The following is a 25,387-nucleotide window of genomic DNA, read 5'->3' as shown; positions in this document are numbered from 1 at the left end:
ATGACCGTCCTGACGCGCTGTCGGTCCGTCACCGACCCGGACACGATTCGGCAGTTGGTGAGTTGGCGCGGGTAGGAGAGTGGGAAAGTGGGAGAGTGCGGGCGTCAGGCCCCGATACCTTGTGCATAGGCGGGGGGCGGCGCAGCCGGCACTGCCCGCTCAAAGCTCTGCATCAGTATTTCACCCAGCTTGTACATCTTGGAGAGCTCCTGGCGCGACACTGCCGGACAGGGCGTCTGTCCCCAATCACCATAAAAAAGCCCGATTGCTCGATTGCGAAGCTGCAGGGGCAGCAGAATGAATGATCGTGTTTTCGCGAATTCCCGGACATACCACTCGGGCAGTCGACTGATAATAGGACTGCTGGCAGCGTCTTCTACAAAAATGGCGGCGATTTGTGTCAACGCCAAATGAAAAACATCCGGGAAAAAGCCTTGTTCGAACGAGAGTCTGGAGAGCTTGGCCGGGATATCTGCGCCAAAACCAAGCTTTGCTTCGTAGCGCTTGGTCGCGTAATTCAGGAACATGCCGAAGCACCGCTCGAAGCCCATGGCGTGCATCCATGACTCAAGAACGAGAGGGGTCAAGGCACCTGCGGGTGTTGTCAATGCCACTGTGGCCACTTCATCGAGACTGCGTTCCAGCCGTGCCTCGGAATCCGCGGGTTTTCCTTGGGATGGGACCGGGCCACCTGCAGTCGGAGTCGATATGCCTTCCTGTTCCAGTTGAGTCAGATACGAAGCACTGTCGAGCGCGGAATCCGTCATGAGCGAATCCTCGACCCCCAGCCAAGCTGCATGTTCTGTGAGCATTTCGCCAATCGAATCCGCTTCTCGCCGCTCCAGCAATTGTTCGGCAACGTCGCTGGAGAGGGTGGCCACAGCATTAAGCCAGGCGACATGCGTGCCTAAAGGCGTAGACACATCAAGCGGCTTGGGCTGGATACTTTGAGCGATCGCCGGGGGTAAGCTCCAGCGTCGCGTCACTTCTTCGCCGAGTTCTTCAAGGCTGACTCCTAGAACCTGCTCACATGCGGCAGAGATGGCCATGCCCTCTGTCGCCGACAACTTTTGAATCTCGACCCACTCCTCGGGGAAGTAGAAGACCACAAGAAGTCGCGCAAGATTCCGCAGCAAAGTGCACACAACGGCTTCTTCCGCCTCCTTCGGGCCCTTGCTGATCGTGATTTTGCGTGCAAATTCGCTGGCCACCAAGACGCGGTGCAGTTCGCTTCCAGCCGCTTCGCGTGTTTCCGCAAGTCCGCTGAAGTTCTCCAAGAGCTGCAACCCCAGCGCCAGGTGTCCAATGGCGTCTACGCCCAGCACGGACAATGCGCGCGTCACAGTCGTCACATTGCCGCCAAAAGCTGCATACATGGCTGAGTTGGCGAGTCGAATCACCTGCTGGGTCAGGGTGAAGTCCGATAGCACCACGGATACCAATTGAGAGGTATTGGCCTCTTCATTGTGCATCGCAGAAACAATACTGCTGATGTTGCGCTGGAGAGTGGGAAAGTCACCTCGCTCATTGATGCGCGACCACAATGTCTTGAAAATTGGGTTCTTACTTGTCATCCGTTTCCCCCGATATAAGAAATGCTGGAATCAGGAGCCCAGCTTAAGTTTTCCACTATGAATGCGCTCTTCTAGTACGTGAGGAGGGAGCGCTCTTGACACCAGCCAGCCTTGGATGTAGGTGCAACCTCGCTCCACCAGGAAGCTCAGTTGCGCTTCGGTTTCTACGCCCTCGGCGACGATCGTCAGGCCGAGTTCCTTTGCCAGCAGCAGGATAAGTGACACGATGGCTTGATCATTCGACGACTCGCAAACCTCGCTGACGAAGCTTCGGTCGACCTTCAGGCTGGTCAAAGGGAACCGCTTCAGATTTCGCAGGTTCGAGTATCCCGTACCAAAATCGTCAATCGCAAACTTGACACCGAAGGCTTTCAGCTCCTCAAACACGGCTTCGGTTTTCTTGGGGTCACGAATCAGTGCCCCCTCAGTGATTTCCAGCACCAGCCGATGGGGTTCGATACCCGAGTCCTGGACTGCCTTGTACACAGTTGCCGGGAAGCCAGGGTGCAAGAATTGAACCGGTGAAACGTTCACTGTCAAGTAGTCCAGGCGCAGACCGACACTATCCCATTGCGATAATTGCATCGCCGCCGTACGCAGAGCCCATCCGCCTAACAGATGAATCAGGCCGTTTTCTTCGGCGAGCCGAATGAACTCGGCCGGAGGAACATCCTGCTCATCGTGCGTCCAGCGCATCAAAGACTCGACAGCGATCACTTCCCGAGTCATGGCCCTGCAGATGGGCTGATAGTGCAAGTCGAACTCACCGTTCCGAATGGCCTGGAACATGCTCAGCTCCATCGCCAAGGCGTGTTCCTTCTGAATACCGATCTCAGAGTTGTAAACACAGTAGGCGTTCTTGCCTTGCTCCTTCGCCCGGTACATGGCAGCGTCAGCATTCTTCATCAGGTCGGCTTCGCTGCTTCCGTGCTGGGGATACAAGGCCAGCCCGATGCTGGTGGACATCTGCAGTTGATGGCCTGCCAGAGGGATGGGTTGCTGGATAGTGGTCAATATCCGCGTTGCCACGCTTCGTGCTTCTTTCTCGGTCGAAAGATTGGGCAGCACGATGACGAACTCATCACCACCGACTCTCGAGACGATATCGTGTTCACGTACGGCAGCTTTCAACCGCTTGCTGATCTGTCGCAGCAGTTCATCCCCGATATCGTGACCGAGCGAATCATTGATCTTCTTGAACCCATCCAGGTCCAGGATGGCCACAGCAATGTGGGTGTTCTGGGATTGGGTGCGCTCAATCGCCAACTGCAATTCCTCGCGCACCATGAGGCGGTTACCCAGACCAGTCAAGGGGTCACGCAAAATCTCCCGAGACAGTTCGTCAGTGTTCTGCTTCCAGGCCGTGACATCCTGACCATAGACGACCAGCGAAGCAGCACCTTCGGTATTGAGTACGACGAGGCGCAGTTCCAGCCAGGCTGACCCGGTCAGGCCCTTGGAGAACTGCAACGGCTGGGTCGAGGCTGAACCGTGTTCCCAAGCCAGATGAAAGGCCCGGAGAAAATGATCCTGGTCTTGCCCCGTGACAAGGTCGGCCAGGCGGCATTGCAACAGGCTGTCGCGGGAATATTCCAGGACATCGGCGGACTTCAGCGACGCCGCAACGATGTGACCTTGCTCGTTCACCTGAACGGCCAGCCCGGCAGAGGCTTCTAGCAGCGCACTGACGGCAAAGGTGGACAATGCGCCTTCGAACCTGCGGGGTTCCTCGCCAACGAGCCGACTCTCTTCCGCACCAAAGATGGACGGCAACTCTGTAGCTAAATCGTAGCTGTCCTGCGATAAAGCTCCGGGTAACATGTCGGAAAGCGTAGGAAAAGGCCGAAAGGAGACTGCTCTTTGTGCCGAAGACACTAAGAGGAGAGCGACTCATAGGTATACGGATAGTTGCCCAATAGCTTTAGGCGGATGTATGGCGACTGGGTGTTGTGTGCTGCCTGGGTCGCTTTTTCCCCGTATCTGGCAATTCTGTTCCATGCGCAGGGCCATTGCGGCGGGGACGGACCGAGGAATCGGGCGCGGGGGCCGCAGACAGTCGCCTCGTCGGCGTTACAGATGTCTAGTCAGCCATTGCCGCAATTGAGGCGCTGACAACTCGCAGACTTTTTCTCAGCGTCGCTTGACGTTGCGGTGATGCCATGGCCTGTCGGATTGTGGCGCGCCGGCGGGCGGGTGCGCACGCAAGGCTCTGCCGCGCCCCGCCCCGCCGGATGCTGCACAATAGCGCCATCGCAACCGTTGACTGCAGTCGACCGTCAACCGTCAACAGAGAAGAGAAGGGAATCCGATGGCAAAGCCGAGCCGGCATCTGGGCCTGAAGGGCGTGGCCCTGTTCGAGGCCGCCAAGGGCGCGCTGGTGATCCTGGCGGGCCTGGGCCTGATCGCGCTGCTCCACCATGGCGCGCAGTCGGCGGCCGAAGAGGTCGTGCGCAAGCTGCACCTCAACCCCGGCATGCACTATCCGCGTGTCTTCCTGGAGTTGTTCGACCATCCCAGCGACGCGCGCCTGTGGGCCATCGGCGGTTCCGCGCTGGCCTATGCCGCGATGCGTTTCACCGAGGCCTACGGCCTGTGGCGCGAGCGCGCCTGGGCGAGCTGGCTGGGCGTGTGGTCGGGCGGCATCTATATCCCGCTGGAGCTGTACCAGGCGGTGGTGCATCCGACCTTGCTGCACATCGGCCTGGCGCTGGCCAACGCCGCCGTGGTGCTGTACCTGGCCCAGGGCCTGCGGCGCCAGAACTGAATGCGGGCCGGGCGCGGCGGCTGCCATGTGCGGCCTGCCGCACCGCCTCGGCACCCCCATCACCGCCCATCACCGCCAATCCACACCAATCACCGCCAATCACCGCCAATCACCGCCCGCAGGCGTAGATCAGGAAGTCGCGCAGCGCCTCGGCCGGCCTGGCCAGCGTGGCGTCCTGCCGCCACAGCAGGCCGACTTCCATGTCGGGGATCACGTCGGCGATGGGGCGCGCTTCGATCTCCTTGCCCTCCAGCGACCAGGGCCGGAACACCATGTCGGACAGCACCGTGATGCCGAAGCCATGCGCGACCAGGCCGCGCATGGCTTCCATCGACGCCGTGCGGAAGGCGACCGCGGGCGTCTGCCGCTTGCTGCGCCAGTAGCGCAGCGTCGATTCCTCGCCTTCGTCCACCGTCAGCAGGATATAGGGCCAGGCCGCGATCTGCTTCAGCGTGGGCGCGCCGCCCTGCAGCAGCGGATGGCCGGGCGGCGCCCATAGCTGGCGGCGCGAGCGGAGCAGGGTGCGGTGGGCGAAGCGCTCGGGCCGCGTCACGTTCGACAGCAGCACCACGCCCAGCTCGATGTCGCCGGACAGCACCGCGGCCTCGATCTGCGGGCGGTCCATGTCGCACAGGTCGAACACCACGTCGGGATAGTGCGCGCGAAAGCGCGCCAGCAGGCTGGGCAGGAAGTAACCCAGCACGGTGTAGGAGGCGGCGAAGCGCACCGTGCCGGCCAGCTCGCGCACCTGGTAGCGCGGTTCGCGCAGGGCGTCCTCGACCGAGTCGAGGATATGGGTGACGCGCTGGTACAGGTGGTTGCCCTCCGCGGTCAGCGCCACGCCGTGCGGCAGGCGGTCGAACAGGCGCACGCCGAGCTGCTGCTCCAGCGCCAGCACCGCATTGGTGATGGCCGACTGCGAGACGTGCTCGCGCGTGGCCGCCATGGAGAACTGCCCGGTTTCCGCCGCCGCCTGGAAGTAGCGGAACTGGCGCAGCGTGACCTCCTTGGAGAGCGGGGTCTCGCGCGTCTTGGCGTCCTTGGCGGGGGGAGGGGATTGCCGGCTTGCCATGTGTTTTTCGGATACCAGGGCTGAGATTTCGTGATTTTACGATAGCGAGGGGCAATCCTACACTCGCCGGACAACCCGTGCAGCCGGAGACAATGCACATGAACCGTCCCCTCTCGCCCGACGAGCAGCAAGCGCTCGCCGACACCCTGGCGGCCGCCAGCCTCGACGACAAGTACACCCTGCAGAAGGGCCGCGTCTACCTGAGCGGAACCCAGGCCCTGGTGCGGCTGCCGCTGCTGCAGAAGGCGCGCGACGCCGCCGCCGGCCTCAATACCGCCGGCTATATCTCCGGCTACCGCGGCTCGCCGCTGGGCGGCCTGGACCAGGCGCTGTGGAAGGCCAAGCCGCACCTGGCCGCCAGCGACGTGGTGTTCCAGCCGGGCATCAACGAGGACCTGGCCGCCACCGCCGTGTGGGGCACCCAGCAGGTCAACCTGTTCCCCGGCGCCACGCGCGATGGCGTGTTCTCGATGTGGTACGGCAAGGGCCCGGGCGTGGACCGTTCGATGGACGTCTTCAAGCACGGCAACTCGGCCGGCTCGTCGCCGCACGGCGGCGTGCTGGTGCTGGCCGGCGACGACCATGCCGCCAAGTCTTCCTCGGTAGCGCACCAGTCCGAGCACGTGCTGCTGGCGGCGGGCATCCCCGTGCTGTATCCGGCCAATGTGCAGGAATACCTCGACTACGGGCTGCACGGCTGGGCCATGAGCCGCTACTCGGGGCTGTGGGTGGCGATGAAGTGCGTGACCGACGTGGTGGAGTCGACCGCCTCGGTGGAGATCGATCCCGAGCGCGTGCAGGTGGTGCTGCCGGAGGACTTCGCCGTCCCCGCGGGCGGGCTCAATATCCGCTGGCCGGATCCGCCGCTGGCGCAGGAAGCGCGCCTGCTGGACCACAAGTGGTATGCGGCGCTGGCCTATATCCGCGCCAACAAGCTCAACCGTGTGGTGCTGGATTCGCCGCAGGCGCGCTTCGGCATCATGACCGCCGGCAAGGCCTATCTGGACGTGCGCCAGGCGCTGGTGGACCTGGGCCTGGACGACGACACTTGCCGCCGCATCGGCATCCGCGTGTTCAAGGTCGGTTGCGTGTGGCCGCTCGATGCGCAGGACGCGCGCGAGTTCGCCACCGGGCTGGAAGAGATCCTGGTGGTGGAGGAGAAGCGGCAGATCCTGGAGTACGCGCTCAAGGAAGAGCTGTACAACTGGCGCGAGGACGTGCGCCCCAAGGTCTACGGCAAGTTCGACGAGCGCGGCAACCAGGGCGGGGAGTGGTCGCTGCCGCGCGGCAACTGGCTGCTGCCGGCGCACTACGAACTGTCGCCGGCGCTGATCGCCAAGGCCATCGCGCGCCGCCTGGAGAAGGCCGAGCTGCCGGCCGACGTGCGCGAGCGCATCGCCGCGCGCGTGGCCCTGATCGAGGCCAAGGAGCGCGAGGCGGCGCGGCCGCGCCTGACGGTGGAGCGCAAGCCCTGGTTCTGCTCGGGCTGTCCGCACAACACCTCGACGCGCGTGCCCGAGGGCTCGCGCGCGCTGGCCGGCATCGGCTGCCACTACATGGCGATGTGGATGGACCGCAATACCGATACCTTCAGCCAGATGGGCGGCGAGGGCGTGGCCTGGACCGGCCAGATGCACTTCACCAGCGAGAAGCATGTCTTCGTCAACCTGGGCGACGGCACCTACTTCCACTCGGGCCTGCTGGCGATCCGCGCGGCCATCGCCGCCAAGGCGCGCATCACCTACAAGATCCTGTTCAACGACGCCGTGGCGATGACCGGCGGCCAGCCGGTCGACGGCGTGCTGACGGTGCCGCAGATCGCCCACCAGGTGGCGGCCGAGGGCGCGCGCGAGATCGTGGTGGTGACCGACGAGCCGCTCAAGTACGGCGACGGCGGCATGCTGCCGGCCGGCGTCACGGTGCACCACCGCGACCAGCTCGACGCCATCCAGCTGCGCCTGCGCGACACCGAGGGCGTCACGGTGCTGATCTACGACCAGACCTGCGCCACCGAGAAGCGCCGCCGCCGCAAGCGCGGCACCATGGCCGACCCGGCCCGGCGCGCCTTCATCAACGACGCGGTGTGCGAAGGCTGCGGCGATTGCTCGGTCAAGTCCAACTGCCTGTCGGTGGAGCCGCTGGAGACGGACCTGGGCACCAAGCGCCGCATCAACCAGTCCTCGTGCAACAAGGACTTCTCCTGCGTCAACGGTTTCTGCCCCAGCTTCGTCACCGCCGAGGGCGCGCAGGTGCGCAAGCCGCGCGCGGCCGCCGGCAAGGACGGCGCGGGCGTGGACGCGGCCGAGCTGCCCGAGCCCGTGCTGCCGGCGCTGGAGCGGCCCTACGGCGTGCTCGTCACCGGGGTCGGCGGCACCGGCGTGGTCACCATCGGCGGCCTGCTGGGCATGGCGGCCCACCTGGAACGCAAGGGCGTGACCGTGCTCGACATGGCCGGCCTGGCGCAGAAGGGCGGCGCCGTGCTCAGCCACGTGCAGATCGCGCCGGCGCCAGCCGGGCTGCACGCGACCCGCATCGCCACCGGCGAAGCGCGCCTGCTGATCGGCTGCGACGCCATCGTGTCGGCATCGCCGGAAGTGCTGTCGAAGATGCGGCAGGGCGTCACCGCCGCCGCCGTCAACAGCGCCAACACGCCGACCGCCGAGTTCATCGGCAACCGCAACTGGACCTTTCCCGGCGCTTCCGCCGAGCAGGAGGTGCGCGCCGCCGTGGGCGAGGCCTGCGCCTTCCTCGACGCCAATGCCTGGGCGGTCACCCTGCTGGGCGACGCGATCTACTCCAATCCGCTGCTGCTGGGCTTCGCCTGGCAGAAGGGCTGGATCCCGCTGGCGCAGGCCAGCCTGGTGCGCGCCATCGAGCTGAACGCGGTGGCGGTGGAGAAGAACCTGGCCGCCTTCACCTGGGGCCGGGCGCTGGCCCACCTGGGCGAGGCGGCGGTGCGCGCGCGCCTGCCGGCGGCGGCGCCGGCCAAGGTGCTGCCGCTGCCGGAAACGCTGGACGGCCTGCTGCGCCGGCGCGAGGCGCTGCTGACGGCCTACCAGGATGCGGCCTACGCGGCCCGCTACCGCGCCGTGGTCGAGCGCGTGCGCGCCGCCGAGGCCGCGCTGCCGGGCGGCGGCAGGCTGGCGCTGACCCGCGCGGTGGCGCACAACCTGGCCAAGCTGATGGCCTACAAGGACGAGTACGAAGTCGCCCGCCTGTATACCGACCCGGCCTTCCTCGACAAGCTGCGCGCGCAGTTCGAGGGCGAACCGGGCAAGGATTACCAGCTCGCCTTCCACCTGGCGCCGCCGCTGCTGGCGCGCAAGGATGCGCAGGGGCGCCTGCTCAAGCGGCGCTTCGGTCCCGGCATGCTGACGGCGTTCCGCCTGCTGGCGCGCCTGAAAGGGCTGCGCGGCACCTGGTTCGATCCCTTCGGCAGGACCGAGGAGCGGCGCGCGGAGCGGCGGCTGGTCGAGGACTATATCGCCCTGTGCGATGGCTTTGCCGCCACCCTGTCGGCGGCGAACCTCGATATTGCCGTGCAACTGGCGGAACTGCCGGACCAGATCCGCGGCTACGGCCACGTGAAGGCGCTCAGCATGGAGCAGGCCGCACAGCGCCGCACGGCGCTGCAGGCGGACTACCAGGCCCGGCCGGCGGCGGCGCGTGGCGAGGCGGTCGCTTGAGCCGGCGGCCCGGGGCTTGCCCGAGATTTTTTCGCGGCAGCCTGTAAGGGGGCGCTGGCCGGCGCGACGAATGGGCTCATTCCCCCGTTGCCGGAGACTGCCATGCAAGCCCTGTTCGCCAAGACCCTGTTCGCCACCGCCCTCGTGACCGGCGCCGTCCTGCCGCTGGGCGGGGCGGCCCATGCCGCCATGCGCGATGCTGCCACCGGCGCCGGCATGCCGGCCGCGATGGCCCCGGAAGCCTCGATGACAAGGCGCGATGTCTTTACCGATGGCGCTCGCCGTGGCCGCTTCGATGTCTATGCCGAGGGCGCGCGGCAGGTGGCCGGCCTTGACCGCAGCGGCGTGTCGTCCGATCCCGCCCGCCACCCCGATGTGTACAGCGACGGCGCCCGCGGCCGGCGCTATGACGTCTACACGGATGGTGCGCGGCAGCTGGCCGGCATGGATACGCGCGGCGTGTCCGCCCCGCCGTCCCATGCCGCCGGCTCGGTCGCCGGCGCGCTGGCTTGACGGGGGCAGGGCGGTGCTGCAGGGGCGGTCAGCGTAGCGCCGCGCGCCGGAGCGGTCCGGCCAGCGCCAGCACGGCGCCGCCGGCCAGTCCGGCGAAATGGGCCGCTGCCAGCGGCGGCGCGCCCAGCCACGCGGCATCGGCCGCGCCGCCGTCGGCCAGCCATTGCCAGGCGGCCCGGGCTACCAGCGCTGCCAGCAGCAGGACGGCGACCGCCTCGCCGCGGCAGCGCGGCAGCAGGGCCAGCGTGGCCAGGCCGTAGTTGATGCCGGAGAAGCCCGCGTAGCGTTGCAGGTCCGGCAAGGCGGCGAACAGCGCGATGCCGATGGCGCCGCCCAGCAGCAGGCAGCAGCGCCCGGCGCGCAGCGGCGCCGGCAGGATGGCGGCCAGCGCGAGCAGGCCGCCGGCATTGAGCAGGCAGTGGGCCCAGCCGAGATGGACGAAGTGGCCGGAGAGCAGCCGCCACAGTTCGCCGCCGGCGATGGCGGCGCGTTCGTAGCGCAGCGCGGCGGCGACCGCCGGACCGCCGGCCTGCAGTGCCAGCAGCAGCACGGCGATCGCCAGGAAGCCGGGATGCACCGGACTGCGCGCCAGCCAGCCGGTCCGGCGCGGGCATCCCGTTGCAGGGACACCCGCGCGGCCGGCGCGGTCGTGCGTGGCGCTCAGGCGCGCCACGAGCGGCGGCGTGCCAGCGCGGCCACGCCGGCGGCCAGGGTCAGCCACATCAGCGGGTCGAGCGAGCCGGCGCCCGAGTCGCCGCTATTGCCAGCACTGCCAGCACTGCCGGCATTACCGCTGGTGCTGCCATTGCCCTCGGTGCCGGCGCTGCCGGCTGCCGTGGTCTTCAGCGACAGGTCGACGATCACCGGGTCGTGGTCCGAGGAGCGATAGGCGTCCGGCGCATAGTAGGTCTGCTGCTGCTCGGTGCTCTTGTAGGCGAAGGAGTATTCCAGCGCGATCGGCTCGTCGGCGTTGATATGCCATTCGTGCACGGCGCGCACGCGCTCGGCCAGGCCGGCGGTGGCCAGCGCATGGTCGATGTAGCCCGATTCGCCGCCGTACACATAGCTGTAGGCATCCTTGCCGACGAACCTGGCGACCAGGTCGGCGTAGCCCTTGTCGGCGAACAGCAGCACCGGGTCCTCCTTGGCGTAGCTGTTGAGGTCGCCGATCAGCAGCTTGCCCGCGTCGGCCACGCCGGTCGGCGAGGTGGCCAGCCAGTCGGCGATCAGGCCGGCGGCGCGCAGGCGCGTCGGGTTCCAGCAGCTCTGGCCGTCGCCCTGGTCGGCGTCCTTGCCGGTGGCGCCGGTACAGCCCTTCGACTTCAGGTGGTTGACCACCACCGTGACGTTGTGGCTGCCACCGATGCGGCGGAAGGTGCGCGCCAGCGGCTGGCGGTTCTTATCGTCGATGGCGAGGGTGGCGGGCACACCGACCGGTTCCACGTTGCGGCTGTTGTAGATCAGCGCCACCGTGATGGCGTCGCCGCCCAGCTTGGCCACGCCCGGATCGACGAAGCGCCAGTCGGCGCCGAGCTGGCTGGTCAGGCGCTTGATCGCGCTCAGTTCGCCGTAGCCGTCGTTCTCGATCTCCATCAGGCCGACCACGTCCGCATCGATGGCGCGGATGGCGGCCACGATCTTGGCCTCCTGGCGCTCGAATTCGGCCTGCGTCTTGGCGCCGCGGTTGTTCGGATCGTCGAAGCCCGCGCCCTTGCCGTCGCCGTTGAAGTAGTTCAGCACGTTGAAGGAGGCCACGCGCACGTCGGCCTGCGCGTGGCGCGCCGGCGCGCCGGTACGCGGGTTGCCGGCCGCGTTGAAGGCGGGCGCGGTGGCGCCGGGAACGGGCTGCAGGCGCCAGGCGCTGTAGCGCATCTCCAGCACGCCCTGCACGCCGCTGACCGTGTAGCCGGCGCGCACCGGGTTGGCGGCCGACAGGCCGGGCGCCGGGTAGGGCACGCTGCCCGGGTTCTGCTGGTTGGAGCCGTCGTCCAGCACCAGCCGGTTGAGCGCGTTGGCGGCGGCCTGCGCGGCGGCGCCGCCCTGGGCCGGGGCCACGTTGGTGGGCAGCGGCAGGCGGCCGTTGCTGAGCAGCACACTGCCGTAGCGGCCGAGTTCATAGGTCTCGCTGACGGTCAGCGTCTGCGGCAGGCGCACCAGCATGCCTTCGTAGGCGGACAGCGCCTGAGTGCCGGCCAGCGGCAGGGTGACGTCGACCGGCGTGACGCTGTGGCCGCTGGAGCAGCTGGCGAAGCCGCCGGTGGCGAGCGTGAGCTGGGTCTGGCCGTACTTCTCCTCGACCTTGCCGACCAGGTGGACCAGGTCACCGGCGCGCGCGGTCACGCCGGGCGCATAGATGAACAGGCCCTCGGACACGCCGGGCAGCTTGCGGCGCTGGGCGTCGGCCTGCTGCACGAAGAAGCCGTTGAAACCGTTGGCGCCGCTGTAGTCGGCCGTCACCACGGCCTCCACCTCGACGCTCTTGCCCGCCATCGGCGAGGGGGCCACGCTGCCCTGGATATCGGCGATGGCGGTTGCCGTCGCGCCGCACACCGCCTGCACCGGCGGGGTGGTACCGCCCTGGCCGTTGTACTGGCCGAGATCGGAGAAGTCGTCCACCGCGTAGGAATCCCACTGCAACGCCGGGTCGAACGCCGCGGTGGTGGCGGTATCGCCCTGCTTGACGGTGGACTTGCGGCGCAGCGTATGGTCTTTGGTGCCGGCCTCGGCCGTGCCCCAGAAGCCGGCCGGGGGTTGGTAGCCGACCTGGCCGAGGTGGTCGACCACGGTGCCCGAGCGGGTCAGGGTGATGGCGTCGTCGCCGTTGAAGGTGAAACCGACGGTCTGGTTGGCGCGCGCGCCGAGCACGGCGGCCAGCGTGCTGTGGGCCATCACGTGGACCGCGCCGGGCGCGAGCTTGCCGGTCAGCGCAAAGGAGCTGGTGGGCGTGCTGGCGCCGTTGTTGTACTGCTCGATCTTGTAGAGGGACAGGTCGGCCTCGGTGGCATCGGGGTTGTAGATCTCGATGGCCTTGTTGTTGGAGGTGCCCTCCACGTACTCGCTGATGAAAAGCTCGGCGTGGGCTGGCAAGGCCAGCAGGAGCAGGGTGGGTAAGGTGTAGTGGAGGCGCATGGGGTGGCTCTTTCCTGGAGAGATTCGTGCTTTGGTGCACGATTGGCATGAACAGCAAAGCGCAGGATGCTAGGCAATGCCGATGACGGGACGATGACTGGTTGGCATACATTGGCCTGGCCTGCGCCCTCATCCGCTTCATCCGCTGCGTCCGCCTCGTTCGCTTCCCTCCGGGAGCCGCCGCCTGCCCGGCGCCTTTCTAGCCGAGGCACATGACAAGCGACAGGTGGCAAGCAACAGGTGCGCGGCCGCGGCGCCATGTCCGGCGGGCGGCCGTGCGGTTCCCGTGGCGCCGCTCCCGATGCACAATGCGGGTGGCGGTGCCGTCCCGGCGCGCGCGCTGGCCGTGCGCGCGGGACGCTCCCCGGACTCCCATCTCTCCTGGAAGACACCCACATGATTTCCGAAATCGCACAGTTTTCGATCAAGCCCGGCATGGAAGCGCAGTTCGAGCAGGGCGTGGCGCAGGCCAAGCCGATTTTCCTGCGCGCGCGCGGCTGCCACGGCCTGAATCTGCTCAAGTCGATCGAAGAACCGTCCCTCTACACGCTGGTCGTGTCCTGGGACACCGTGGAAGACCACATGGTCCATTTCCGCGAGTCGGCCGACTTCCTCGAGTGGCGCCGCCTGGTCGGCGACTGCTTCGCCGCGGCGCCCAAGGTCGGACACGCGAGCACGGTGCTCTGATCAGCGTGCTCGGAGCACGGCGCGTGAGACACGGCCCAGCGTGCCGCCGGCTGGCGCCGGCGGCGCTCCTGGCCTATCGTTAGCGTGCCGGCGCAGAGCCCAAGGACTGCCATGTCATCCCCGATCGAACGCCCCAAGCACTTCACGATGCTGCGCGAGCTGCAGCTCGCCGACCTGTTCACGCTGGGCAACGCCGCCTGCGGCATGGGCTCGGTCTTCTTCGCCATGTTCTACGTGGCGGGGCGCGACCCGGCCGATTTCTTCGTCGCCGCCGCGCTGGCGCCGGCGGCCTTCCTCTTCGATGTGCTCGACGGCCGCATCGCGCGCTGGCGCCACCAGCATTCGGCGCTCGGCCGCGAGCTGGATTCGCTGGCCGACATCATCTCTTTCGGCGTCGGCCCCGCCGTGCTGGCCTTTGCCGCCGGGCTGCGCGGCGGCTGGGACCTGGCGGTGCTGATCTACTTCGTCTGCTGCGGCGTGAGCCGGCTGGCGCGCTTCAACGTGACCGCCGAGCAGCTCTCAGCCGGCAGCGACAAGGTGGCCTACTTCGAAGGCACGCCGATTCCGACCAGCGTGCTGCTGACCGCCGTGCTGGCCTGGTGCGCCGCGCAGGAGCGTATCGGCGACGCGCTGCCCGGCGGGGTATGGAGCCTCGGTCCGGCCGACCTGCATCCGCTGGTGCTGCTGTTCGCGCTGTCCGGCACCCTCATGGTCAGCAAGGCGCTGCACATCCCGAAGATCTGAGATCCGGGTGCCGGCGCCCGGCCGGCTTCAGTCCTGCGCCGGCGCCGACCGCACCCAGCCGTGCTCGCGCATCTTGGCGAGCATGGCGGCCTGCAGCGCCTCGGCCACCACGGGTTTGTGCAGCAGCGTTTCCCCTTCCGTATGCACGTCGCGCAGGCGGTCGGCGGCGGTGTCGCCGGTGACGATGATGGCCGGCACCTGCCGGCCCAGGCGCGCGCGGATCGCTTCGGTGGCCTGCAGGCCGGTGCGGTCGCCGCGCAGGCGGTAGTCCGCCAGCAGCAGGTCGGGCGTGAAGCTGTCCGACACGGCCAGCGCTTCGGCTTCGGAGTCCACCGCGCGGCACAGGCAGCCCCAGCCGGCCAGCAGCTCGCAGATGGCGATGCGGATGGCCTCGTCGTCGTCGATCACCAGCACCGACAGGCCGTCCAGGCTGCTGGGCGCCGGCATGGCGGGGGCTTCCTCCGGCTCGCTGGCCGACAGCGGCAGCAGCAGGCCGAACACCGAGCCGCGCCCGGGGCGCGAGGCCAGCGTGACGCGCGTGTCCATGGTGCGCGCCAGCCCCTCGACGATGGCCAGGCCGAGCCCCAGCCCCTTGCGCTGGTCGCGTTCGGGATTGCCGAGCTGGTGGAACTCGCGGAACACCGCGCGCTGCTGCTCGGGCGGAATGCCGATGCCGGTGTCCCATACTTCCAGCCGGGCCTGCTGCGGTGGCTGGCGTGGCCGCCGCTGTGGCCGGCACGCCACCAGCACACCGCCCTGCGGCGTGTAGCGGATCGCATTGGCGATCAGGTTGCGCAGCACCAGCTCGACCAGGGTGGGGTCGCCGAACAGCACCGCGGTGGTGTCGCGCGTGCGGTAGACCAGGCCGCGCGCATTGGCCTGCGGCGCGAACTCGTTCTCCAGCTTGTGCAGCAGCGGCTGCAGGCGGAAGGCGCGTGGCCGCGCCACCACCACGCCGGCGTCGAGCTTGGAGAAGTCGAGCAGGGTATTGAGCATCTCGCGCGCGGCGCCCGAGCAGGAGCGGATGTGCTCGGTCAACTGGCGCTGGTGCGCGTCGAGCGGGGTGCGGTCCAGCGACACGACGAACAGGCCGAGCGCGTGCAGCGGCTGGCGCAGGTCGTGGCTGGCCGAGGCCAGGAACACGGACTTGGCGCGGTTGGCTTCCTCGGCGGCGCGCTGGGCGCGCTCCGAGCGCGCGGTCTGCTCGCGCAACTGGTGGATCAGGTCGACATTCTCGAAGCGCAGCGCGATCGAGTGCCGGGCCACCCGCGCATAGTTGCGCGCGAACACGATCAGCACGCCGAGATAGAGCGGCGTGCCGAGGAACATCGGCAGGTAGTCGAGGTCGCCGGTGGCGAGGAAGACGAGCCAGACCGGCACGATGGCCGGCAGGAAGAAGCCCACCGCGACTGGCAGGCAGGCAGAGAACACCGCCAGCGCGGCCGCGCTCATGCCCGCCAGCAGCGACAGCACGCAGATCACGGTGGAAGGCGAGCGCACGTCCAGGTAGAGCCAGGCGACCAGGCCCCACAGGGCGCCGATCAGGGTCAGCACGATGGTGACGGCGCGCGCGTAGCGCGGCGCCTGGGCCTCGCTGAGGCGCTCGGGGATGCGGAAGCGCCCGTAGTGCGCGGCGGCGCAGGCCAGCACCATGGCCGCGGCCCAGGGCAGCGGGCCCAGGGTGCGATGGGTCAGGCTGAGGCCGACGGCCAGGATCACGGCGGCGAGCGAACTGCCGAGCATGGCCACGCCGAAGCTCTCGTCGAGCAGCCCCATCTGCGCGGCCAGCAGGCGCGGCTCGTCGAAGCGGGGCAGCAGCGGCAGGCGTGGGAAGGAGCGGGGCATCGCGCGGGCTCGGGCTGTCGTCTGGCTGGCCGGCGGGCGGGCTCAGCGGGCGTGGATCAGCCCGCGCCGCTGCGCCTCGAGGATGGCCTCGACGCGGCTGACCACGCCCAGGTGGTCGAGGATGGCGGCCACGTGCACGCGCACGGTGTTCTCGGAGAGGCCGAGATGATGGGCGATGACCTTGTTGGAGCGGCCCAGGCTGAGCTGCTCCAGCACCTCGAGCTGGCGCGGCGTCAGCGGACTGGGCTGGTAGCGCGCCGCCGGCGCGGCGGCGCCGCTGCGCTCGGTGGCGAAGTAGCTGCCGCCGTCCAGGCAGCGGGCGAGCGCCTCCTCGATCTGGCGGGTGTCGGCCGACTTGGGCAGGAAGCCCGCCAGTTCGCGCCGCACTTCGGCCGGCACGCCCTCCAGCCCGGAAGTGCCGGAGACGATCAGGATGCGCGCCTGCGGGAAATGGCGGCGCAGTACCTTGACCCCTTCGATACCATTCAGGCCGGGCATCTGGATGTCGAGCAGCAGGACGTCGATGGCCTGCCCGCCGAAGGCCTGCACCGCGTCCATGACCGAACCGCTCTCGACGATGGTGGCGACGCGCGGCGAGTCCGCCAGCACCAGGCGCAGGCCGGTGCGGAACAGGGTGTGGTCGTCGATCAGGAGCAGGCTGGCGCGGGACATGTGGACTAGAAGCGCGGAGACGGTGCCGGGACACGGGGGTGCCCGGCGGGTGCATGGCGCACCACCGGTGCGCGGCGATGTGATTGAAGCGCATTCCGGCGGCTTTGTCCATGTGCCCGATGCGCGGCACGAAGGCGGGTGTGGGACTTCCGCAGCTTAGTCCGTATGGACTATTCCGCTTTGGCCACCGGGCTGCGATGATGCGACAGCCGCTGCCCCCGCTGGGCCGGCGGCACCACTTCGTCTACCCACTACCACCCGGCAGTGGGTTTTTTTTCGTCCGCCGGCAGGCGCCCCGCGCCAGGGCTATGATGCACAAGGCACGGCGATGTGGCGGCAGGGCCGCCGCATCGTGCCGGGCCAGTGACCAGTGACCAGTGAGCAGTGACCGGAACGGAGAGGGGGAGCATGCGGTTCGTCTACCAGGGTTTGCCGTCGCGCGTGGTGTTCGAGAGCGGGGCGCTGGCGCGGCTGCCGGAAGAGGTGGCGGCGCTTGGCGCGCGCCGCGCGCTGGTGCTGACCACGCCCGGCCAGCGGGCGTTGGGGGAACAGGTGGCACAGGCCCTGGGAGAGCGCGCCGCCGGCGTGCACCCCGGCGCGGTGATGCACGTGCCGCTGGAATCGGCCGAGGCGGCCCGCGCCGAAGCGGCCCGCCTGGGCGCCGACTGCTGCGTGGCGGTGGGCGGCGGCTCCACCATCGGCCTGGGCAAGGCCATCGCGCTGACCTCGGCCCTGCCCATCGTGGCGGTGCCGACCACTTACGCCGGTTCCGAGATGACGCCGATCTACGGCATCACCGACGGCGGCCTCAAGAAGACCGGGCGCGACCTGCGCGTGCTGCCGCGCACGGTGGTCTACGATCCGCTGCTGACGCTGGGCCTGCCGCCGGCGCTGTCGGCCAGTTCGGGCGTGAACGCCATGGCCCATGCGGTGGAGGCCCTCTATGCCCGCGATGCCAATCCCATCATCAGCCTGATGGCCGAGGAAGCGATCCGCGCACTTGCCCGGGCGCTGCCTGCCGTGGTGGCGGACCCGGCCGACCGCGAGGCGCGCGCCGGCGCCCTGTACGGGGCCTGGCTGGCCGGCGCCTGCCTGGGCGCGGTCGGCATGGCGCTGCACCACAAGCTGTGCCACACGCTGGGCGGTACCTTCAACCTGCCGCATGCACAGACGCACACCATCGTGCTGCCGCATGCGGCCCACTACAACCACGCCGCCGCGCCCGAGGCGCTCGGCCGCGTGGCGCGCGCGCTCGGCGGCAGCGCCGCCGAGGAGGCCGGGCCGCTGCTGTTCGCCCTCAACCAGCGCCTGGGCGTGCCGCTGGCGCTGGCCGGGATCGGCATGCCGGAGGACGGCCTGGAACGCGCCGCGCAGCTGGCGGTGGCGAACCCCTACGACAATCCGCGCCCCGTCACCTATGACGAGGTGCTCGCCATGCTCAGGCGCGCCTGGCACGGCGAGGCGCCGGCCTGAGCGCGGCGGCGGAAGCCAGCCGGAAGAGAGTCGAAAGAGAGCCGAACGAGAGCCGAACGAGAGCCGAACGAGAGCCGAACGAGAGCCGGACAACACAGACAGGCGCGCCAGGCGCCGACCCAGGAGACACGCCATGAACGAAGCCCATGCCGCCGAAGCGCGCCTGACCCGGCAGGTCATCGACACCTTCGCCAGGACCCCGGACCCGCGCCTGCGGCACCTGATGCAGGCGCTGGTGCGCCACCTGCACGCCTTCGTCAGCGAGGTGGAGCCGAGCGAGGCCGAGTGGATGGCCGCGATCCGTTTCCTGACCGAGACCGGGCAGACCTGCGACGGCGTGGTGCGCCAGGAGTTCATCCTGTTGTCGGACACGCTCGGCGTGTCGATGCTGGTGGATGCGATCAACCATCGCAAGCCGGCCGGCGCCACCGAGAGCACGGTGTTCGGCCCGTTCTACATGGCCGGCATGCCCGAGCGCGCCACCGGCGAGAACATGGCTCTCACGGCCGGCAGCCCGGCGCTGGTGCACGGGCACGTGCGCGATACCGAGGGCCGCCCGCTGGCCGGCGCGACGCTCGACGTCTGGCAGACCGCGGTCAACGGCATGTACTCGGGGCAGGACACCGCGCAGCCGCACGGCAACCTGCGCGGCCGCTATCGCACCGACGCGGACGGCTACTACGCGATCCGCACCATCCTGCCGGTGTCCTACCCGATCCCGGACGATGGTCCCGTGGGACGCATGATGGCGGCCACCGGTCGGCATGTGTACCGGCCCGCCCACCTGCATTTCATGATCGAGGCGGAGGGCAAGCGGACCCTGGTCACGCATGTGTTCAACGCCGGCGATCCCTACCTGGACTCGGACGCGGTGTTCGGCGTCAAGCCGGCGCTGGTGATCGCGTACGCCGAGCGCGGTGCCGGCGACGCGCTGGCCGGTCGCTTCGGCTTCGAGACGCCGTTCCACGAAGGCCGCTACGACTTCGTGCTGTCCGAGCAGTAGTCCGGCGCTGTAGAGCGGCGCAGTAGAGCGGCGCAGTAGAGCGGCGCAGCGGGCCGCCTCACTGCGCGGGCACTGAGTCCGCGCGGCCTCAGTCGATCAGCCTGCCATCCGCATCGTAGAAGGGATAGGCCGGCCCGTGGTCGCCGCTGGCGGCGGCATGGGTGACCAGGCCGTGCCGGGCATGCCACCAGTGCAGCAGGTAGCCCGGCGGCTCCATGCGGAAGCGCGAGGGCGCCTGCGGATCGAGGTCGAGCGCCACCTGGTGGGCCGGTCCGGGCGCGGTCATGGCCAGGGTGCCGCCGAAGCGGCGCACGATGTGGCGGTGCAGGTGGCCGCACAGCACGCGCTCCACCTGGGGGTGGCGGCGCACCACTGGCTCCAGGTCGGCGGCGCCCTCCAGCCCTTGCGTGTCCATGTGGCCGATGCCGGTGTGGAAGGGCGGGTGGTGCAGCATCAGCAAGGTCGGCGTGGCCGGCGCCGCGGCCAGCGTGGCATCCAGCCACCGCAGGCCGGCCGCGTCGGCGCGGCCGCCGCTGCGGCCCGGCACGGTGCAGTCGAAGCCCACCAGGCACAGCGGACCGGCGTGCACGGCGTAGTGCACCGGCTCGTCGCCGGCGCCGCCGGAGAACAGGTAGGCGTGGTCGGGGAACACCCGGCGCAGCATGGCGCGGCTGTCGTGGTTGCCGGGCAGCAGGTAGACCGGCATCGGCAGGGCGGCCAGCAGGCCGCGCAGGAAGCGGTATTCCTCTTCGCTGCCGAAGTCGACCAGGTCGCCGGTGGCGACCACGGCGTCCGGGCGCTGCGGCGCGGCCAGCAGGGTGTCGAGGCAGCGCTGCAGCGCGCCGGCGGTATCGACCACGCCATAGGAAAGGCGTCCGCCGGCCTTGATGTGCAGGTCGGTGATCTGGGCGATCAGGTAGGTGTCGGTTGTCATGGCAGAAGGAGGATGATCGGTGGCGGGGGGCGGTGGCGCGGCCCCGGTGGCTGGTTCATGCGGCGGCGGCCGGCGCTGCCGGCAGGGTGATCAGGTGGGCCGCCTCGACCCGCAGGCCGATGCGTGAGCCCGCCGGCCAGTCGCCGCGCCGGGCGGTGTCGACCACCAGCGGCGCGGGGGCGCCGACATCGACCAGCAGCCGCGTGCAGGAGCCGAGGAAGAGGGCCGCCAGCACGCTGCCGTGCAGCGCGGCCGCCTCACCGTCGGCGGCCGGGGCCACGTCCTCGGGCCGGAACATCAGTTCCGCCTGGGCATGGCCGTCCTCCGCGGCGCGTGGCAGCCAGCCGCCCGGCACCTGCCAGGCGCCGCCGGCCGCGCTGGCGGGCAGGCGGTTCATGGTGCCGATGAAGTCCGCCACGAAGGCGCTGGCGGGGGCACGGTAGATCTCCTGCGGGGTGCCGGTCTGGGCGATGCGGCCCTTGTCCATCACGATGATGCGGTCGCCCAGCGCCATCGCTTCGGCCTGGTCGTGGGTCACATAGACGGCGGTGATGCCGAGGCTGCGCAGCAGGTAGTTGATATCGGCGCGCAGGGTGTCGCGCAGCTTGGCGTCGAGCGCGGTCAAGGGTTCGTCCAGCAGCAGCACGCGCGGCTGCACGGCGATGGCGCGCGCCAGCGCGACGCGCTGGCGCTGGCCGCCGGAGAGCTGGTCGACGCGGCGGTCGGCCAGCGCCTCCAGGTGCATCATGCCCAGCATCTCGTCGACGCGGCGGCGCCGCGCGGCGCTGTCGAGGCGGCGCACGCGCAGGCCATAGCCGATGTTCTCCGCCACCGTCATGTTGGGGAACAAGGCATAGCTCTGGAACACCATGCCGACGCCGCGCTTCTCGATCGGCAGCGCCGTCACGTCCTGCTCGCCGAACCACACCTCGCCGCCGGCGTCGGGGAATTCCAGGCCGGCGATCAGGCGCAGCGTGGTGGTCTTGCCGCAGCCCGAGGGCCCGAGCAGCACCACGGTCTCGGCGGCGCCGATGTCGAGATCGAGCGGCTGCAGCGCGACGGTGCCGTCGGCGAAGGTCTTGGCGCAGCCGCGCAGGCGGATGGGAATGGTGTCATGCATGGCGGGTCTCGGCGTTAAGCTGGGCGGCGGGGGCAGCGATGGAGGTGGCCTCGCCGGCGGCATCGGGCATCGGCGCGCGGTGCTTGCGCGCGCGTGCGCCGGCGGCCGACAGGGCCTGCATCAGCACCAGCAGGGGAATGATCATCAGGAAGAAGACGATGGTGTAGGCGGAGCCGATCTCCAGCCGCATCGAGGCGTAGCTGTCGGCCAGGCCGACCGGCAGCGTCTGCGTGGTCGGGGTGTGCAGCATCCAGGTCAGGTTGAACTCGCCGACCGACAGCGTGACCACCATCAGCGCGCCCGCCAGGATGCCCTGGCGGCAGTTGGGCAGCACCACGCCGAAGAAGCGCTGCAGGCGCGAGGCCCCCAGGCTGGCGGCGGCGTCTTCGAGCGTGCGCACGTCGATGGCCGACAGCACGGCCAGCACCGCGCGCACCATGAACGGCAGCGTGAAGAGCACGTGGCCGATCAGGATGAAGACCCAGCTGGTGCGCAGCGCCGCCCAGCCGCCGTAGAGCAGGATCAGGCCGAGCGCCGTGGCCAGTCCGGGCACGGCCACCGGCAGCATCAGCAGTTCCTCGACCAGGCGCGTCAGGCGCCCGCGCCGCAGCGCCATGTAGTAGGCCGCGGGCACGCCCAGCACCAGGGTGCAGGCCAGGCAGGCCAGCGCGATGCCCAGCGAGAGGAAGATGGTGCCGCGGTAGAGCGCCCATACCTCGCCCAGCCAGCGCGTGGTCAGGCCGCTGGCCAGGCCGATGAAGATATTGTTGGTGAGGCCGGCCAGCACCGACAGCACCACCGGCGCGGTCATGAACAGGCAGACGGCGGCGGTCAGCGCGAACTGCAGCCAGTAGCCGGCGCGGCGGGGCTGGTGGCCTTGGCGGGCATTCGGAAGGGAGGACATAGGCGGTCTCCTAGGCGGTGGCGGCCACGGCGTCGCCCGAGAACCAGCGCGCCAGCGCCAGCAGGGCCCAGGTGACCGCGCCCAACAGCACCGACAGCGCGGCGGCCATGCCGAAATTGGCGTAGTTGGTGAACTCGTTGTAGATGGTGAGCGGCAGCACGTCGAGCTGGGTGGCCAGCGTGAAGGCCGTGCCGAAGGCGCCCATGCTGGTGGCGAAGCAGATCGCGCCGCTCGACACCAGCGCCGGCATCAGCGCGGGCAGCATGACGTCGCGCACCACGCCCCAGGGGCCGGCGCCGAGCGAGCGCGCCGCCTCTTCCAGCGAGGGGTCGAGCTTCTCCACCGCCGCCATCACGGTGAGGATCACGCGCGGGATGGAGAAGTACAGATAGCCGACGAACAGGCCGGCCAGGCCGTAGGCGAAGGTCCAGCGCTCGCCGGCCAGCTGGTCGCCGAGCGCCGCCAGCAGGCCGTTGCGGCCGCCCAGCATGATCACCATGAAGCCGATCACCACGCCCGGGAAGGCCAGCGGAAAGGTCAGCATGGCGACCAGCACCGGCTTGCCCGGCACCGGGTGGCGCTGCAGGAAGGTGCCGGCCACGCCGGCGATCAGCAGCGTGGCCAGCGTCACCGTGCCGGACAGCAGCACGGTCACCAGCAGGCTGTGCAGGTAGCGCGGGCTGCTGAGCATGGTCCAGTAGACGCCGGCGCCCTGTTCGCCGCCGACGCTGACGGCGAGCAGCCTGGCCATCGGCAGGCAGAAGAAGGCCGCGAAGACGACCAGCGCGGGCAGGGCGAAGAGGAAGAGGAGCGGGGGGCGGCGTGGCATGGCTTGGGTGGGAGTCGTGGTTTCGATGGCCGCTGAGTGGGCATGGGCGCGGGCACGAACTCCGCGCTGGGTTGTCTCCCCTCTCCCACGCTGTGGGAGAGGGGAGCAAACTATCGCGGGGATGGTGCGATCACGCCTGCCCCGCCCTCAGCGCACCTCCTTCAAATACTGGTCGCTGAAGGCTTTCTGCACCTCGGCCATCTTGCCGTAGTCCACCGTCCTGGCGCGCGCGTAGTCGGCGGCCGGCAGGAAGCGCGCCTGCACGTCCTTGGGCATGGTGCCGCGCACCGGCCGCAGGTAGGCATTGGCCCACAGCGCCTGGCCGGCGTCGGACAGCACGAAGTCGAGCACCTTGCGGCCCTCGGCTTCATGCGGAGCCTTGTTGACCAGGCTCATCACATAAGGCACCACCACCGAGCCTTCCTTCGGAATGACGAAGGCGACGTTGGCGTGGTCCTTGTAGCGCGCCCGGTAGGCGTTGAAGTCGTAGTCCAGCAGGATGGGGATCTCGCCCGACAGCACGCGCGCGTAGGCGGTCTGCTTGGGCACGATGGGCTGGTTCTTCTGCAGGTCCTTGAAGTACTTGAAGGCCGGGCCGAAGTTGTCCAGGGTGCCGCCCAGCGCCTGGTTGACGGCCACCGCGCCGACGTAGCCGACGAAGGCGCTGGCGGGGTCGAGATAGCCGACCAGGCCCTTGTACTCGGGCTTGAGCAGGTCGGCCCACGACTGCGGCACCGGCTTGCCGCGCAGCGCGTCGACATTGACCATGAAGCCCATGGTGCCCGAGTGGATGGCGAACCAGTTGCCCTGCGGGTCCTTGAGGCCGTCGGGAATGTCGGCCCAGTGGGCCGGCTTGTAGGCGGCGGTGACGCCGTCCTTGCGGGCCTGGATGCCGAAGGTCACGCCGTAGTAGACCACGTCGGCGACCGGGCTGGCCTTCTCGGCCACCAGTTGCGCCAGCGACTGGCCGGAGTTCTTGTTGTCGAACGGCACGGTGACGCCGGTCTTGTCCTTGATGGCGCGGATCTGCGCGGCCCAGTCGGCCCATTCGGGCGGGCAGTTGTAGCAGATCGCGGTCTGGGCGGCGGCGGCATGGCTGAGCGCGGCGGTGCCGAGGGCCAGTGCGATCGCGCGCAGGCCGCGGCGCCAGGAACGAATCGGATGCATCAGGAACTCCTTGGTTGGACTGCGGGGGGGACAGCGTCGGAAAGGGCTGCGGGCGCAGCGTCGGATGAAGCGTCGGGGACTATGGCATCGGCACCGGCTGCGGCAGCGTCACCCGGCGGCGCGCCGATGGTGCCGCCCGGGCGCAGCGCATGCGCCAGCAGCGTCACGCGTGCGCCGGCGGGTGCGGCGCCAGGTTCGAGCCGGGCCAGCAGGCGCGCGATGGCCTGCGCGCCGATCTCGCCGCTGGGCTGCGCCACGGTGGCCAGCGCGGGCTCGACCGCCGTGCCCAGCGCGATGCCGTCGTAGCCGAGCACCGAGACATCGGCCGGCACGCGCAGGCCCAGGCGGCGCAGGTCGGAGATCACGCCGATGGCCAGCAGGTCATTGGTACAGAACAGCGCGGTGGGCGCTCCGGGGCCCGCCATCAGCGCCGCCAGCTGGTCCGCGTTGCTGGCCGTGTGCGAGGGCAGGCACAGCGCGGGGGCGGGCGCGAGGCCCTGCGCACGCATGGCGTCCTGGTAGCCGGCGAAGCGCTGGCGCGCACGGTCGGAGGCGATGAAGGCGCCCGACACCACGGCGATGCGCCGGTGCCCGGCGGCCAGCAGGGCCTGTACACCGGCGCAGGCGCTGGCGCGGTTGTCCACCGAGACCGAGTGGCGCCGCCCGCGCGGCCCGGCCTGGTTGTAGGCCAGCACGTAGGGGATGTCTTCCGTGTCGAGCTGGTCGAGCACGGCGCTGCGGGCGGCGTCCGCCACGGTCAGCACCATGCCGTCGACGCGGTGGCGCAGCAGGTACTCGACGCGCTCGCGTTCGCGCTCCGGCCGGTAGCCGCTGGTCACCAGCATCAGCGAATACCCGGCCGCCAGCGCGGCCTCTTCGATGCCATGCCAGCACTCGGCGAAAACCGCGTTCTCCAGCGTCGGCAGCATCACGCCGATCATGCGGGTGCGCTGCGCGCGCAGCTTGCTGCCCAGCAGGTTGGGGCGGAAGCGCAGCGTGCGGGCGGCGTCGAGCACGCGCTGGGCGGTGGCGTCGCGTACCAGCGCCGGGCTGCTGAACACGCGCGAGGCCGTGGCCAGCGACACGCGTGCGGCCTCGGCGACATCGGCCAGGGTCGCGGCGCCGGGAAGCGGGGCATCGTCTTGCGTCATCGGCGGGCTGCTTGCAGGCGGCGTGCCGGCAGGTTTGAAAACGTTTTCATTTCAGTCGAAAAAAAGCGGGCGTCAAGGCCCGTCACGGTATGCGCGCATGTTGCGCTGCGTCATCCAGGC

The 25,387-nt window shown here is 69.3% G+C and carries 20 protein-coding genes; 7 read left to right on the top strand and 13 right to left on the bottom strand.

What is annotated here, in order from left to right; translation table 11 throughout:
- Nucleotides 1-104 precede the first annotated feature (104 nt).
- Both BKK80_RS28855 and BKK80_RS28850 read right to left on the bottom strand, forming a co-directional pair.
- Nucleotides 105-1,574, bottom strand: coding sequence for an HDOD domain-containing protein (locus BKK80_RS28855; protein WP_084085553.1), 1,470 nt, complete (start codon nt 1,572-1,574; stop codon nt 105-107).
- 30 nt (nt 1,575-1,604) lie between these two features.
- Nucleotides 1,605-3,278, bottom strand: a complete 1,674-nt coding sequence (locus BKK80_RS28850; protein WP_071073400.1) for a putative bifunctional diguanylate cyclase/phosphodiesterase — start codon at nt 3,276-3,278, stop codon at nt 1,605-1,607.
- Between the two features lie 604 nt (nt 3,279-3,882).
- Here BKK80_RS28850 and BKK80_RS28845 point away from each other — a divergent pair.
- A complete protein-coding gene (locus BKK80_RS28845; RefSeq protein ID WP_071019439.1) occupies nt 3,883-4,338 on the top strand; it encodes a DUF2127 domain-containing protein in 456 nt (151 codons plus the stop codon).
- 109 nt (nt 4,339-4,447) lie between these two features.
- Here the strand turns inward: BKK80_RS28845 and BKK80_RS28840 are convergent, their stop codons facing one another.
- Nucleotides 4,448-5,410: a LysR family transcriptional regulator gene (locus BKK80_RS28840; RefSeq protein WP_071019442.1), complete on the bottom strand. Its 963-nt coding sequence runs from the start codon at nt 5,408-5,410 to the stop codon at nt 4,448-4,450.
- 98 nt (nt 5,411-5,508) lie between these two features.
- Here BKK80_RS28840 and BKK80_RS28835 point away from each other — a divergent pair, with 98 nt between their 5' ends.
- Both BKK80_RS28835 and BKK80_RS28830 read left to right on the top strand, forming a co-directional pair.
- Complete coding sequence (locus BKK80_RS28835; RefSeq protein ID WP_071072281.1) at nt 5,509-9,096, top strand: indolepyruvate ferredoxin oxidoreductase family protein; 3,588 nt, start codon at nt 5,509-5,511, stop codon at nt 9,094-9,096.
- Between the two features lie 102 nt (nt 9,097-9,198).
- Entirely contained in the window at nt 9,199-9,609 is a 411-nt protein-coding gene (locus tag BKK80_RS28830) for a hypothetical protein (RefSeq protein ID WP_071040115.1), read from the top strand.
- Nucleotides 9,610-9,637: 28 nt separating this feature from the next.
- Here BKK80_RS28830 and rrtA read toward each other — a convergent pair whose 3' ends face one another.
- Nucleotides 9,638-10,282, bottom strand: coding sequence for a rhombosortase (gene rrtA, locus BKK80_RS28825; protein WP_236903816.1), 645 nt, complete (start codon nt 10,280-10,282; stop codon nt 9,638-9,640).
- The gene (locus tag BKK80_RS28820; protein WP_071072279.1) at nt 10,270-12,738 is read right to left on the bottom strand and encodes an ExeM/NucH family extracellular endonuclease; all 2,469 of its coding nucleotides are present in this window, start codon (nt 12,736-12,738) and stop codon (nt 10,270-10,272) included. The genes rrtA and BKK80_RS28820 overlap by 13 nt, the downstream gene beginning before the upstream one ends.
- Before the next feature lie 396 nt (nt 12,739-13,134).
- Between BKK80_RS28820 and BKK80_RS28815 the strand changes: the two genes are divergently transcribed.
- Together BKK80_RS28815 and BKK80_RS28810 are read left to right on the top strand one after the other, a co-directional pair.
- Complete coding sequence (locus tag BKK80_RS28815; RefSeq protein WP_071019452.1) at nt 13,135-13,425, top strand: antibiotic biosynthesis monooxygenase family protein; 291 nt, start codon at nt 13,135-13,137, stop codon at nt 13,423-13,425.
- Between the two features lie 111 nt (nt 13,426-13,536).
- On the top strand, nt 13,537-14,169 hold the full coding sequence (locus BKK80_RS28810; protein WP_071040113.1) for a CDP-alcohol phosphatidyltransferase family protein: 633 nt from the start codon (nt 13,537-13,539) through the stop codon (nt 14,167-14,169).
- Between the two features lie 27 nt (nt 14,170-14,196).
- Here BKK80_RS28810 and BKK80_RS28805 read toward each other — a convergent pair whose 3' ends face one another.
- Together BKK80_RS28805 and BKK80_RS28800 are read right to left on the bottom strand one after the other, a co-directional pair.
- Nucleotides 14,197-16,014 carry an ATP-binding response regulator gene (locus BKK80_RS28805; protein WP_071040112.1) on the bottom strand — a complete coding sequence of 606 codons (1,818 nt, stop codon included), beginning with the start codon at nt 16,012-16,014 and terminating at the stop codon, nt 14,197-14,199.
- A gap of 42 nt (nt 16,015-16,056) precedes the next feature.
- Nucleotides 16,057-16,686, bottom strand: coding sequence for a response regulator transcription factor (locus BKK80_RS28800; protein ID WP_071019459.1), 630 nt, complete (start codon nt 16,684-16,686; stop codon nt 16,057-16,059).
- A gap of 408 nt (nt 16,687-17,094) precedes the next feature.
- Here BKK80_RS28800 and BKK80_RS28795 point away from each other — a divergent pair, with 408 nt between their 5' ends.
- Both BKK80_RS28795 and BKK80_RS28790 read left to right on the top strand, forming a co-directional pair.
- Nucleotides 17,095-18,159, top strand: coding sequence for a maleylacetate reductase (locus tag BKK80_RS28795; protein ID WP_071019461.1), 1,065 nt, complete (start codon nt 17,095-17,097; stop codon nt 18,157-18,159).
- Between the two features lie 133 nt (nt 18,160-18,292).
- The gene (locus BKK80_RS28790) at nt 18,293-19,162 is read left to right on the top strand and encodes an intradiol ring-cleavage dioxygenase (protein WP_071072277.1); all 870 of its coding nucleotides are present in this window, start codon (nt 18,293-18,295) and stop codon (nt 19,160-19,162) included.
- Nucleotides 19,163-19,250: 88 nt separating this feature from the next.
- Here BKK80_RS28790 and BKK80_RS28785 read toward each other — a convergent pair whose 3' ends face one another.
- From BKK80_RS28785 to BKK80_RS28760, 6 genes are all read right to left on the bottom strand, one after another.
- Nucleotides 19,251-20,096, bottom strand: a complete 846-nt coding sequence (locus tag BKK80_RS28785; RefSeq protein WP_071072275.1) for a phosphodiesterase — start codon at nt 20,094-20,096, stop codon at nt 19,251-19,253.
- A gap of 55 nt (nt 20,097-20,151) precedes the next feature.
- Nucleotides 20,152-21,216, bottom strand: coding sequence for an ABC transporter ATP-binding protein (locus BKK80_RS28780; RefSeq protein WP_071072273.1), 1,065 nt, complete (start codon nt 21,214-21,216; stop codon nt 20,152-20,154).
- Nucleotides 21,209-22,120, bottom strand: a complete 912-nt coding sequence (locus BKK80_RS28775; protein WP_071019471.1) for an ABC transporter permease — start codon at nt 22,118-22,120, stop codon at nt 21,209-21,211. Before BKK80_RS28775 ends, BKK80_RS28780 begins: the two co-directional genes overlap by 8 nt.
- Before the next feature lie 10 nt (nt 22,121-22,130).
- Nucleotides 22,131-22,949: an ABC transporter permease gene (locus BKK80_RS28770; protein ID WP_071072270.1), complete on the bottom strand. Its 819-nt coding sequence runs from the start codon at nt 22,947-22,949 to the stop codon at nt 22,131-22,133.
- 147 nt (nt 22,950-23,096) lie between these two features.
- Nucleotides 23,097-24,116, bottom strand: a complete 1,020-nt coding sequence (locus tag BKK80_RS28765) for an ABC transporter substrate-binding protein (protein WP_071019477.1) — start codon at nt 24,114-24,116, stop codon at nt 23,097-23,099.
- Nucleotides 24,116-25,267 carry a substrate-binding domain-containing protein gene (locus tag BKK80_RS28760; protein ID WP_083384481.1) on the bottom strand — a complete coding sequence of 384 codons (1,152 nt, stop codon included), beginning with the start codon at nt 25,265-25,267 and terminating at the stop codon, nt 24,116-24,118. Before BKK80_RS28760 ends, BKK80_RS28765 begins: the two co-directional genes overlap by 1 nt.
- Between the last annotated feature and the right edge of the window lie 120 nt (nt 25,268-25,387).

Origin of the sequence: Cupriavidus malaysiensis (assembly GCF_001854325.1) — a bacterium.
In the GTDB taxonomy this organism is placed as follows: domain Bacteria; phylum Pseudomonadota; class Gammaproteobacteria; order Burkholderiales; family Burkholderiaceae; genus Cupriavidus; species Cupriavidus malaysiensis.
Note: the sequence above shows the minus strand (reverse complement) of the source record. Positions and strands in the feature narration are given on the sequence as shown.